5 protein-coding genes are annotated in these 13,763 nt (G+C 50.2%); 3 read left to right on the forward strand and 2 right to left on the reverse strand.

Translation table 11 applies throughout. The annotated features are described in order from the left end of the window. The first annotated feature begins 292 nt into the window (after positions 1-292). Positions 293-7,006 carry a polysaccharide lyase family 8 super-sandwich domain-containing protein gene (locus KQJ23_RS01580; protein ID WP_216476911.1) on the forward strand — a complete coding sequence of 2,238 codons (6,714 nt, stop codon included), beginning with the start codon at positions 293-295 and terminating at the stop codon, positions 7,004-7,006. A 116-nt stretch (positions 7,007-7,122) separates the two neighbouring features. Here the strand turns inward: KQJ23_RS01580 and KQJ23_RS01585 are convergent, their stop codons facing one another. Continuing rightward, positions 7,123-7,959 (reverse strand): YitT family protein, encoded by an 837-nt coding sequence (locus KQJ23_RS01585; RefSeq protein ID WP_216476912.1) that lies wholly within the window; start codon positions 7,957-7,959, stop codon positions 7,123-7,125. 222 nt (positions 7,960-8,181) lie between these two features. On the opposite strand from KQJ23_RS01585, the gene KQJ23_RS01590 reads away from it, so the two are divergent. Next, a complete protein-coding gene (locus KQJ23_RS01590) occupies positions 8,182-10,416 on the forward strand; it encodes a helix-turn-helix domain-containing protein (RefSeq protein ID WP_216476913.1) in 2,235 nt (744 codons plus the stop codon). 84 nt (positions 10,417-10,500) lie between these two features. Here the strand turns inward: KQJ23_RS01590 and KQJ23_RS01595 are convergent, their stop codons facing one another. After that, the gene (locus tag KQJ23_RS01595; protein WP_216476914.1) at positions 10,501-12,438 is read right to left on the reverse strand and encodes a family 43 glycosylhydrolase; all 1,938 of its coding nucleotides are present in this window, start codon (positions 12,436-12,438) and stop codon (positions 10,501-10,503) included. A 466-nt stretch (positions 12,439-12,904) separates the two neighbouring features. Here KQJ23_RS01595 and KQJ23_RS01600 point away from each other — a divergent pair, with 466 nt between their 5' ends. Then, the gene (locus tag KQJ23_RS01600) at positions 12,905-13,759 is read left to right on the forward strand and encodes an ABC transporter permease (protein WP_216476916.1); all 855 of its coding nucleotides are present in this window, start codon (positions 12,905-12,907) and stop codon (positions 13,757-13,759) included. The last annotated feature ends 4 nt before the right edge of the window (positions 13,760-13,763 follow it).

Genomic DNA, 13,763 nt, shown 5'->3' on the forward strand with positions numbered 1-13,763 from the left:
GTAACGGCATAGATAACGGGACGCTGGTCCAATCGGCGGGCTCGCGGTCTCGATGAGAGGAGGTGCGCTGGGGTCACATTTATAAACTTCTTCAAACGGTTTTCGCAGTCTTTCATTATTCTTCCTTAGCGGGGTTGGAGGCAGTGCAATCTGTCTTTTTATCCCCAATTCGGAAAGCGCTCTCAAAAACTTTTAAGTTCAGTTTAACAAAGGAGTGCATGTGGATGGTTAACCAAATGCAAAGATTTGCAAAGAGGTGGATATGTCTTGCTATTCGAGGGGGGAAACACGCATGAGTAAACTGTTGAAATCGCTGATGGCGTTCGTGCTCTTGGTAGGATCATGGGGCAGTATGTCAGCGAATGTCGTTCGTGCTGCAGATCGCAGCACGCTGAGTATGGATCAAACGGTTGTTGAGCTCGGGCAGCCGTTAACCATCCATTATACGGGAGCTCAAGGAAATAAGGATTGGATCGGTATTTACCTCAAAAGCGAAACGCCTAAAAAAGGGACCAACGCTTGGAAATGGGATTATGTGAATGACCTTCCCGACGGTACGATAACCCTTACAGACAGCAGTGAGGGGCGAAAGGAATTCCCAATGCTAAAAGATTTGGCGCCGGGCGAATACTACCTCGCCTACTTACTTAATGACGGTTATACGGAGAATGCCGACCGCTTCTACTTCCAGATCGCCGACAAGGAAGTCACACAGTTGAAGGCGACTCCTGAAACGGTTGCGTTAAAGCTAAATCCGCAAGAGGACAGCGCACAGCTGCAGGTTGAAGCTACGTATAGCACGAATGAAACCGAGGATGTAACAGCGGCTGCTGATATCCAGTATGTCAGCAGCCTGCCGCAAGTGGCAACGGTGACCTCTACCGGATTGGTAAAGGCCGTATCAGCGGGGACCGCTGAGATAACCGTTACGCTCAAAGGGAAATCGACAACGGCTGAGGTCACGGTAACTTCGACGACGCCGGGCCCCGATCCCAAACCGGAAATCGAGCTGACAGTGATGAGCTTGAACCTTTGGGCGGGGGATGCCATTAAAAAGAACGGCAAAGACAGTGTCGTCAATTTCCTCGAGAACTTAATCCGGACGGCAGACGCAGATGTGATAGGCATTCAGGAATCCAACGATGCCATCGTAACTCAGGTAGCTGCATCGTTAGGATACTATGTCAGCATGAAGGCGAGCCCAAATGTTAGCCTCATGAGCAAATATCCGATTCTCGATGTCGATAAGGAAAAAGATTACTATCTGGTTGAAGTGGACCCGGGCAGAGCCGTGGCGATTAGCAATGTGCATTTGTCGTCTTCCCCCTACGGTCCTTACAGCATCGCTGATGGCAAAACCGTAGAGAGTGTCCTTGCCGATGAAAACCTCAAGCATATGGCCGAGATGCGCAACCCGTTCAGCAAGCTGCCTGCGCTTGCCGCTCAAGGGATGCCCGTCTTTCTGACAGGAGACTTCAATGTGCCGTCGCACCTGGATTGGACGGAGGCAACGAAAAACCGCTATTTCGATAAAGTGGTGGAATGGCCGGTATCGAAGAAGCTGGAAGAATTGGGCATGGCCGATTCCTATCGGTCCATACATCCTGATCCGGCCGCAACGCCGGGCATCACTTGGGCCGTCGAGGGCACCGAGTGGAGAACGCCGGAGGTATACGATCGGATTGATTACGTGTATACCGGAGGCCCAGCTACAACGCTGGAAAGCAAATTGATCGGAGAAAAGGCGGTCAAAGGCGGCCCGTCATCCTATGCGGACATCCAATTGGATACTTATTTATCCGATCATCGTGCTGTCGTGTCCAAGTTCAGTGTACAGCCGCGCAGTTACGCGGACCTGAATCTGCCGTCAGCCCCCAAGACCAATTACAGCAGCACGCTGAGTATGGACCAAACGGTTGTGGAACGCGGGCAGCCGTTAACCATCCATTATACAGGGGCTCAAGGGAATAAGGATTGGATCGGTATTTACCTCAAGAGCGAAACGCCCAAAAAGGGAACGAACGCTTGGAAATGGGATTATGTGAATGACCTTCCCGACGGTACGGTAACCCTTACAGACAACAGTGAGGGGCGAAAGGAATTTCCAAGCCTAAAGGATTTGGCGCCGGGTGAATATTACCTTGCCTATTTACTTAACGACGGTTATACGGAAAATGCTGACCGCTTCTACTTCCAAATCGTCGACAAGGTTAGTACTCCTCAAGAGATCAGCGATATGAGAGCAATGAAAAGCCGGATGGTTGCTTACTACATCTCGAGAGATATCATAAACGACGGAACGAACGGCCGGGTCGAATGGACCTTCAAATCACAAGCCGGCACTTACTTATCCAGTCAAAATCCGGATGGCAGCTGGGGAGATGTCGATTACAAGAGTACAGCCTCCAGCGCCAATGGGAGAGCATGGTCACCCTACCTTGCATTAGATCGAATGCAGTCGATGGCTCAAGCGTTTGCGGATCCGAATGATCCATACTATCGTAGTCCAGCAATGCTGGAAGGTATTCAAAAGGCATTGGACCATTGGTTCACGGTGAAGCCGACTTCCACCAACTGGTGGGAAACCGGAATCGGCAAGCAATTAAGGCTAGAGAAAATTGCGCTGTTATGCGAAGGCTATTTAACTGAAACGCAAGCCTCCAATATTATAGCGACGTTAGATAGCAAAGCTAACACCGGTGATGGAGCCAACTCGTCCTGGTACAACCAGAATTATATGTACCGAGGCTTATTGCTCGAAAATGCGGATATCGTTCGGAACGCCGTAAATGCATTTAACATCCTGGCGGATGTGACGACGACCGTGACGGGAATCCAGTCTGACATGTCTTTCTTCATGCATGGCAAAACGAATTATACGACGGGCTACGGAAGAAGCTTCGCCAGAGATATGTCATTCTGGGCGTACATTACCTCCGGCACCGTGTTCCCGTACAGCAAGGTTGCAATTGATTCGTTATCGTCGTACATTTTGGACGGCACAAGATATCTCGTGAGAGGTGATGTCGCCGATCTGGGTATGGGGATGAATGGACCCGACTGGCCAAGTTATTCCAGCGCGGCTTTGACCTTCTATGAAGATCCGTTGGAATGGATGTTGACGGCCAATCCGTCGAGGGCGGCGGAGTTTGCGAGTTTTCTGGATAATATTCGCAGCGTCGGAACAAGCACAAGCAACGGATTGAGCGCCAACAATATGACGCAGTGGCAGACGCTAGTCTCCTCCCATATGCGAGATGACTATGGAATTACGGTCAAGATGTCTTCAAGCACGGTCAAGGGAGGCGAATGGAGAACGATAAATCCTAGCGGGTACAACCTGTTGTACTGGACGCCGCAAGGAGCCACTGCCATTCAAAGAACCGGCGATGAATACAGGCCTGTCTACCAGTTGATGGATTGGGCCCACGTTCCGGGCACGACGGCCCCTTACGTGCTCACGAAGGACGGGAATTTCAACAATCCCAAAACCTTTGTAGGCGGCGTAACAGATGAACGTTACGGAGCGACCGCATTTGATTTCAACAAGCTGAGCACAAGCGGAAAGAAGGGTTACTTCTTCTTCGATGATGAAATGGTAGCGCTTGGTGCGGGAATCACCTCGACGAATGCAGCTCCTATTCACACGACATTGAACCAAAGTCAAGCGGTAGGCGAAGTTCTCGTAGACGGCAATCCGATCGCAGACGGAACGAAGCAAATCAATGGACACTGGGCATATAACGATCAAATCGGCTATGTATTCCCGAATTCAACGACCTTTCAAGTAAATCTGGAGACGAAGACCGGAAGCTGGAGCGATGTGGTTACGGGAAGCTCGACGGATCAGATCACCAAACCGATTTTTTCCATTTGGCTTGATCATGGCGTAAAGCCCGCAAACGCCTCCTATCAGTATATTGTATTACCAAATAAAAACTCTGGTGAGGTCAGCAACTACGCGAGCAACATCCCGGTAACCATTCTCTCGAATACATCTTCCATCCAGGCCGTCCGGCATAATACGCTGGAAATCGCGGAATTGCTGTTTTATAAACCCGGAACGGTAAAGTTGAGAGACGGCTTGACGGTCACTGTAGATCAACCGGCCATGGTTATCGTCGACGAATCCGCAGCACCTGTCCGGATTTCAGTCTCCAATCCCGAGACACCGGGGATTACTGTGAACGTGACGCTCGAGCGAGACGGAGGGAAAACTACGACAAGCTACAAGCTTGGCAAGGATACGTTCACAGGCCGAAGCATGACTTTGGATGAGAAGGCTTCCATCGACGACAGAGAATTCGATCTCGCTTACGATAAAGGTGCGATCGCTTCATCCAGTAAAAATAATCATGCTTCCTCGAATGCTACGGATATATACAGAACATCGTATTGGAATTCATCCAATTCGGATAATGAATGGATTTATGTGGATTTGCAAAATCAATATTTGATCAATAAAGTTAGGCTCAATTGGGAAATGGCTTACGGAAAAAGCTACAAAATTCAAGTATCGAACGATGCAAATACCTGGACGGATGTATACTCGACGACAACGGGCAACGGAGGAATCGAGGATATTTCGTTCAATCCGGTCAGTGCCCGGTACGTTCGGATGCAGGGCATTCAACAGGGCAACGGAAACGGCTACTCGCTTTACGAATTTAAAGTGTATGAAGATCTACCGCTCAATCTTGCAGAAGGCAAGTCGGTAGTGGCAAGCTCGACCAGAGCTGCGGACGTGGCCCCCGGCAATGCAGTCGACGGCATATTGAGTACCCGTTGGGGTTCCAACTACTCCGACTCGGAGTGGATCTACGTCGATCTTGGTTCCAGCCAATCCATCGAGAAAGTGGATCTGCATTGGGAAACAGCATTTGGCAAGGAGTACCAAATTCGGGTGTCCGATGACGCTAAGAATTGGACCACCGTGTATAGCACCGCCACCGGAGCAGGCGGCATCGATAAAATCGCCTTCACGCCGGTAAATGCAAGGTATGTTCAGATGTATGGCATCAAAAGAGGGAGCACCTACGGCTACTCACTCTGGGAGTTCAAAGTATATCCTTCGGCTGTTACTGCTCCGGATGCTCCTGCCGATGTGCAAGCCGTCGGTCATGACGGGTCCGCCGAGGTAAGCTTTACCGCGCCGGTTTATAACGGCGGAAGCGAAATTACCGGCTATAAGGTAACTGCGTGGGCAGACGGGAAAGCTGTTACGACAGCGGAAGGTCCGGATAGCCCCATTACCGTCACCGGTTTGACAAACGGTACAGCGTATACCTTTACGGTAATAGCAAGGAACTCCAAATGGGAGTCGGTCTCATCCGCACCGTCGAATCAAGTGATTCCATCGTCGGGTGAAGCATCTGTTCCGGCAGCTCCTGCGAATTTAACGGCAGCTCCTGGCGACCAATCCGTAACTCTAAGATGGAACGCCTCAGCAGAAAGCGTCAGCTATTCCGTGTACCAATATGAAGGCATGGCGGCGCCGGCCGATCCGGGCAACTGGCAGCTGGTTCAATCCAGCGTAACGGAAGCCACGTATACAGTAACCGGATTGGCGAACGGAACGAATTATACCTTTGCGGTGAAAGCCGTAGATGCGAGAGGCGTGAGCGACTTCTCCAATACCGTGACGGCGACGCCGAACTCGGCATCGTCGGAGGTTCCGGCAGCACCGCTCCATCTTGCCGCCGCGGCGGGAGACCGGAAAGTCTCGCTGAGATGGGATTCAGTAACTGAAGCGGATAGCTATATCGTTTACAAGTATGCCGGGCTCGCGGCTCCGGTTGATCCGGCCGATTGGGTGCAAGTGCAGGCGAACATCACGGAGACCGCCTACACAGTAACCGGTCTGACGAATGGCACACGCTACGCGTTCTCAGTGAGAGCCGCGGGTGCGGGAGGCGTAAGCGACTTCTCCCATGCCGTGACGGCGACACCGCTGAATCCGCAACCGGAAACGCCGAATAACCCCTATCCGGAGACACCGGCTGGCGGCAACAACACAGGTAATGGGAATAATACTTCCATCATCAAATCGGCTAACGGCACGATTCTTATTCCGAACGGACGGGCCGGCGAGGTCAGCCTTGATGAAGAGGTTATCATTACGATAGGCACAGGGTCGGCAGAGCAAGAGCTTCGCATCGTGATCGAGAAGCTGCTCAATACGGCAAACCTCGTATTCAATAAAGAAACGCTTATCAGCAACGTCTTTGAATTGACGAAGAATATGACCGGCAACTTCAAGAAGCCGATCGTCATCTCGATGAAGTTCGATCCGTCTCTCGTAGGAGACCATCAAAGAGCCGCTATTTTCTACTATGACGAGGCTAGAAAGGTATGGATTGAAATCGGCGGCATCGTGAACGGCGATCGAATTACAGCCGAGGTGGATCACTTCACCAAGTTTGCGGTCATGGCTGTAGGCGAGAAGAAGAACGAAAGCGGAGAACCGAATACGCCGACGCCTTCGTTCACAGACATTGCGGAACATTGGGCGAAGAACGCCATCCTGAGCGCGGCGGGCATGAAGCTTGTCAGCGGCTATCCGGACGGAACGTTCAAGCCGAATGCCGCCATTACCCGCGCCGAATTTACGGTCATGCTGGCCAAGACGCTTAAGCTGGAAGGAGCAGGTTCAGCGGCTGCGTTTACGGACGAGGCCAAAATCGGCGGATGGGCGAAGCAAGATATCGCAAACGCGGTTGAAGCAGGCATTGTGAGCGGGTACGCTGATGGCAGCTTCCGGCCCGATATGCGCATTACCCGGGCGGAAATGGCAGCGATGATTGCAAGAACGCTTAAGCTGTCTATTGAAGAAGGCACAGCTTCCGGCTTCGCGGATGACAAGGACATTCCGCAATGGGCGAAGGGCGCAATCGAGGCGGTTCGCAAGCTGGGCATCGTCAGCGGCCGAGGCGACAATAAGTTTGTCCCGAACGGTACTGCGACCCGGGCGGAAGCCGTAACCCTATTGGTTCGGACATTAGAATAACGGCAATTAGTTAACAACAGGCACAGCGCAGGAACGACTTCGTTCCTCATGCTGTGCCTGTCCCATTTTCTCAGTTATCGTTAAATGGACTGAATTAAGAGTCCGCGATGCATGCATCACTTGGAAATATCCAAAAAACCTTCCCCGAATACATCCCGCACATCATGAATAGTGAGAAACGCGGCGGTATCGATGGATCTGACAATCTTCTTCAGTGTGGATACCTCCTGCTTGCTGATGACGATGTACAATACTTCCTTCGGGTTTTTCGTATAGTAGCCATGACCCGACAGGACCGTAACGCCGCGGTCCATCTGTGTAATGACCATCTCTGCGATATAATCCTGCTTCTCCGAGATGATCGTTACCGCCTTTTTAGGATTCAGTCCTTCGATCATGAAGTCCATCACCTTCGTGCCCACATACAAAATAATGATCGTCAGCATCAGCTTCTCCGCACCAATGATGAAATAGGAGGAGAAGGCCACGATCAGATCAAAAAACAACAATGCGTAACTGATCTTCCAATCGAGGTATTTATTCGCAATCCGGGCCAAAATGACGGTTCCCGCCGTCGTCCCCCCTACACGCACGATCAAGCCGATCCCCACCCCGACCATCACGCCGGCAAAAATGGCATTGATCATCGGCTCCTGGGAATCGATCGTCCAGCTCTCCGTAATATGCAGGAACAACGAGTTGAACGCCACGGCAATCACCGTATAAATCGTTGTTTGACGATCCAGGAATCTGTAACCCACAATCAGCAGCAAGCCGTTGAGCACAATGTTGACGATGGAAGGCGACCACTGGAACAGGTAGTACAGAATAATCGTGACCCCTGTTACGCCTCCTTCTCCGAACTCGTTCGGAATGATAAACAGGTTGACGGCCAGCGCGAACAAGAAGGCCCCCAATATAATGAACGCGATATCCGCGATTCTCTTCTTCATCTTGATCCTATTCCTTTCTTCAGCAACTTCACAACCAGCTTATCGTATCTACTTCCCCCTATAAATGTCAATATGACTTTAACACTTTACTTCGCTATCCAATTCACTAGAAAAAGCGGATTGCAGCAGGAGAAGACGGTAAGCGCTTTTATGCGGGAGAGGGAATGCGTAATAAATGTCGAATGTACTAGTCAATCTCTAAAGCGTAAAGGAGGCTTCGACTTGAAGAAAAAATGGTTTTATCGCATGCTTCTGTCCTATTCGCCGATCCTGATGTTCCTTGTGCTCGTCCTCATTTTGTTATTCTACGTAAAATGGACATCGGAGACGAAGATCCGCCTCCAGAATACCAATGAGCTCTTTGCCTCACATGTGTCCAGCGTTCTGGATTCGTCCATGAAGTCGATCGAGGAGTTTGTACTCCAGCAGATGCTGACGGACGAGAAGATTACCGAATACATGAACAGCACGGCGCCTACTCCGCCCTTCGCCATGTTCGAGCTGACGGAGCGCCTGACCGATATTCGCACCTTGTTCCCGCTAACTGGAGATATATACATATACAAAATATCAAGCGAAGAAATCATCTCCAACTTTGGCTTGCTCAAGCCGAAGGATACGTTCGCCGATGAGGACTTTCTAACGGGGGCGATAGAAAACCCGGAAGAGAAGAAATGGTCTTCACCCAGGGCGTACCGTCTCTACCAAGCGAACGCGGTTACGAATGTCGTCACGTTAGTGAAACCTCTGCCGATTACATCGGTTGTTCCTAAGGGCTACGTTGTTGTCAATGTCCAGCTGTCATCCATTCAGCAAGCACTGCAGACGGTCATCTCCGATGCCTCGGGATATCTGGAGCTTAGCGATGACGGAGGCGCCTCCCTATTTCGAGAGAATACGCCGCCTCAATCGAAGTGGGGTATCAGCACGATCCGCTCCGATTATACAGGGTGGAATCTCTCTGTCGGCATTCCGGAGTCCGAGCAGAAGCTGATGTCGGTCTTCATGGATGGCTGGACGCTACCGGCGCTCATGACGATCCTGCTAAGCATCATCGTGCTGACGTACGTGACCCACCGCAACTACAAGCCGATCGAAGAAATCATGATCCGCATTGACCACTACGCGCTGAGGAGAAGCCTGCAGCTCGGAAAAGGCGGCAAGCATAACGAGTTTCAGTTTATTTCCACTGCGCTTGATAATTTGATGGAGAAGTCCAATGAATACGAAGCAAAACATAAGGACGATCTTATTATTCGAAAAAGATATTGGTTTCACGAGCTGCTTACGGGCAGCTTCTCATTGTCGGATGCAGAGTGGGAGCGCGAGGCGGCCGAGCTGGGCATCCCGCATTCGTTCGCATCGAGCATCGTGCTGGTGGTCATGCTTGACAATCGCGAGCAATTCAGCGGTGCCTACAATCAGCGCGACCAGACGTTATTCAAATTCGTCGTACAAGGCGTGCTGGAGGAGATTTGTCGTAATTACGAGGTTGCAGTCTGGTCAGAGTGGAAGGAAGCGGATCAGCTTTGCTCGATCATTTACTTCCGGGATTCGAGCAATGAAGCCAAGATTCTGGATATAGCTGACAAGCTTAAGGAGTGGGTGGCGGCTAATCTGCAGTTCACGGTATCGCTGTATATCGGTACGACCGTAAGCGAGATGGACGATATTAGAGGGTCATACCGGGAAGCGATGCAAGCCGGTCAATACCGGGCGTTGCACGGTTATAGCCGTATCTACGCGGCGTCCGACTGGAAGCTGAACGTACAAGGCGATCTTTACGCCCACCTGCACATGGCGAAAGGGGTCGTGAAACTGCTGCGCGGTGCAGATCCAGCGTGGAACGGCCAGTTCGAACGGCTGTTCGAAGGCATTAGAAGGGATGGGCTTTCGCACGAGCAGACGGCGGAGGTTGTTAATTATATGTTCTACTCGCTGAAGAAAGAGATGAACGACATGCCGGAGGAAATGATGGCGGTATGGGTGGAGCCGCTCCGGCGCTATACCCCATCCATGATACTGGCGAAGGAGTTGATCGATGATATTCAGCGCGGTATGGCCGAGCTGCTGCACCTGCTTGCAGAGTCGCTGCATGAGTGGCGCGACCGCCAGCCGCAATTTACGATAGTGGAGCAAATCGTTTCTTACCTGCAGAGCAATTACGGCAATCCCGATATCTCCCTTGATCATCTGGGCGAAGAGTTCGGACTTGCGCCGCGCGTCGTCAGCAAGCTGTTCAAGGCCGGCACCGGCGAGAGATTCGTCGACTATGTGATGAATCTCCGAATGACGGAGGCAAAGCGGCTGCTGACGAAGACGGATCTGCCCGTTCAGACGATCGGTGAGCAGGTGGGCTACATGCAGGTTATCTCGTTTATTCGAACGTTCAAGAAGAACGAGGGAACGCCGCCGGGCGAATATCGCAAGCAGTATGCCGGGGATTATGATACATAGCCCCTGCCTTCCCGGCACCGATATGCGGAATTTGAAGATTGCATTTCAGAGGACGGTTGATAGCAACCGTCCTCTTTGCTTTCTTCAATTTGGTATTAGCTTAATATAATCAAGGGCCAGAAAGTATCCGGAACTCAAGTCATTCTTACCTGCAACATTAAACTTGAAAGATTTATTGCCCGCAGAGCTAAAAGTTATATTGGCCACATTGAGTTCCGCATAGCTCAATGAGCCTGCATATAAATCCTGAACCGGGCCGTGATTTGCAGCGTTTACCGACATCTGGAACTGCCCCCTGCCGGGCCCCTTTTTCACACCAACCCTTACGCTATAGCTGCGCGCCTCGGGCACATTTACGGTGTATGTCACATAGTCATTGACTGCATCGGCCTCCAGCATAGCCCCATATCCACCGCTCAGATTGGGGTCCGGACCGGATCCTTCTCCGAACAGGAGGTGTTTGTCGCCCGAGGTTGCGCTTACATTTATGTTTTCTGTTTCATATTGACTGCTTTCCACTGAAATATTATCGAATTTTGCAGCCGAATTATAGGTCCTGACTCCTATCTTGCCTCCGACATAGCTTGAATCCGTGATGCTAATCTTAGATGCAGCCATATCGTCCACATAAACCTTAATGGATGCGTCTTGCGCAACAATTTTAATATGGTACTTTGTATTAGCTGTTAAGCTCATAGAAGCAGTGGCAAGCGATGTCCAATTGTTGTTGGCTTTTCCGATAACCACCCTCTGATTGGGAACATCGAGACCCGCAAAGTAACCCTGGTAAGCATCGGCACCCGTTCCGGGATTGGATACCCTGAATACGAGGCCCGCATTGCCGGTGGAGCCAGGCGTCACATCAGCTTCATAAATCATATTGGAGAAATTGGTATCCAGAAGAGCCTTGGCTCCCGGATTCGAAGCCACATTATACTGGCCCGCTGATACCGTCCATGTACCGCCATGTTTGGTCCACCCTACATCATCACCATCATTAAAGTTATCTCCTACTGCCATTTCGACAGGTATAATACTGTTGTCTGCATTAAACCCAAATTTATCATATGACAATACGCGAGCATCCCAATCCGGATTATTCAGATAACGTTTATGGTAAAAAATGTACCAATCCTCTGAGTCAGGCGACTTCACAATCCCGTTATGACCAGGTCCATATGCGGTTGTAGAATCAGAATGCAGCATAATCCCTTTTGGCACAAACGGCCCTGTTACAGAGCTGGAGGTTGCATACATGACTTTATAAGTTGAATCTACCCATACACCGGCGGAATAAGTCATATAGTATATCCCGTTTCTCTTGAACACTTTAGGTCCCTCAAAAAAGTCATTATTGCCCGTTTTGGCGGGCGTAACTTTCTTATAGACGGTTCCGTCAGGCCATGTTCCAAGCGACTTCATGTCAGCGTTAAGCTTGACAACATTAGCCTCGCCCCAGCTGCCATAATACATATACGCCTGGCCGTCATCATCAATAAATACGTCTTGATCCATAGGGCCTGCACCATTTCTTACAACATTAATAAGCGGCGCACCAATCGCATCGGTATATGGCCCTTGGGGATTGTCAGCCACTGCGACGCCTATTCCGCCTAATTGGCCATCGCCATTGATCGCGTTTGCAGCAAAATAAATGTAATACTTCCCATTGCGATAAGCCCCGCTCGGCGCCCACAATGCATGCTGCAGCCACGATATATTGGCAGAGCTTATTACATTTGAGTACTTTGTCCAGTTGACCAGATCTGTCGAAGAGAAGATGTCTATGGATTTTGCACCAGTGCTGGAAGGCTCGCCGACTTGGCTCGGGCGAGTCGGGTACACCCAATAGGTTCCATTAAAATTCTGTACATCAGGGTCTGCGTAATAGCCTTCCACAAATTGCGGACCAGAGTGAATTGGAACAGGAGCGGCATAAGTTAATCCCGGCAAAGCTACAAACAAGCAAATGGCCATTGAAACGCGAAACAGTACCAAACTAAACTTCTTGCCTTTTCCCACGTGTTAACCTCCTTATGATGAGACGGATAATTTAACTTCACCATAAATGTAGAGCAGTTGATCAAAAACTATCAATTTCCAATTTTCCCATGATTAACAATAAGGTAAATGCTGAAAGATATCATCTCAATCGTGACAAAAAAGTTTATAGGCGAAAACTGTTTATTGCAATCGTTCCTTCATCTCAGCTGCGATCCGTTTATTCGTCTCATTACATGCCTGCCCAAATGCCGTCCCTGCCGGGAGAAACGGCCCCTTTACGCTCGCCGCCACACCGTAATGATTATTCGGCGAAAAATGAAAATTGATCCGCGTCGTCCGGATGGCCTATATTCAAAATGTGCTTGAGGCCATCCTGCAGGAAGCAGCACAGCAATGCTAGTCCCGTTCTAGCCCAAACTTCAGTACTGATCAGGAGGTGATTCCCATCAGCCGCATTTGGAGGCGAAATTTGCCCCTCTACCTGATGTTCATTCCCATTGTTGCTTTCTTTATCATTTTTAAATACGTACCGATCGGCGGAGTGATCATTGCATTCAAAAAGTATAATTTGATGGATGGGATTCTCCATAGTCCGTGGGTCGGATTCGATAATTTCCGTCTCCTGTTCAGCACACCCACGACGGTTCAGATTATCCGCAATACGTTGATGCTAAGTCTCATGTCGATCATCATCGGCTTTCCGTTCCCGATTATTCTCGCAATCCTATTGAATGAGGTACGCCTCATGTGGTTCAAGCGGCTGGTGCAAACGCTGGTTTACCTTCCCCACTTTTTCTCATGGATTATCGTAAGCGGAATTATCGTAACGATCTTTTCTCAGCAGAACGGCATTGTAAGCGGATGGTGGGAGAGCATTACCGGCCATACGTATCCCTTTTTGTATCGCGAAGGCTCCTGGCTGGCCATTTTCGTTGGCTCCGGCGTCTGGAAGGAAGCGGGCTTCAGCGCCATTATTTATCTGGCGGCCCTAACTAATATCGACCCGACGCTGTATGAAGCAGCTAGTATAGACGGCGCTTCCAAGTGGAAGCAGATTCGTCATGTGACGCTGCCGGGATTGCAGGTGACCATTGTACTCATGTTGATATTGGCCATGGGCCGGGTCATGGAAGTGGGTTTCGACCAAATCTATATGCTGCAAAATTCTACCGTTTTAGGCGTATCGGAAGTAATCAGCACCTATATTTACAAGGTTGGATTGATGGGGTCGCAGTTTAGCCTGACTGCAGCCATCGGATTGTTCGAGTCGCTGGTTGCCTTGATCCTGGTTCTCATCACCAATACCATTGCCAGGAGGTTTGGGAATGGATTATGGTAACAAG

Source organism: Paenibacillus brevis (assembly GCF_018919145.1).
GTDB classification, from domain to species: domain Bacteria; phylum Bacillota; class Bacilli; order Paenibacillales; family Paenibacillaceae; genus Fontibacillus; species Fontibacillus brevis.

Excerpts from the sequence above, each read along its gene's own strand:
- KQJ23_RS01585 (WP_216476912.1), bottom strand. The coding sequence starts at position 7,959 with ATGAAGAAGAGAATCGCGGATATCGCGTTCATTATATTGGGGGCCTTC.
- KQJ23_RS01580 (WP_216476911.1), top strand. The coding sequence starts at position 293 with ATGAGTAAACTGTTGAAATCGCTGATGGCGTTCGTGCTCTTGGTAGGA.
- KQJ23_RS01600 (WP_216476916.1), top strand. The coding sequence starts at position 12,905 with ATGTTCATTCCCATTGTTGCTTTCTTTATCATTTTTAAATACGTACCG.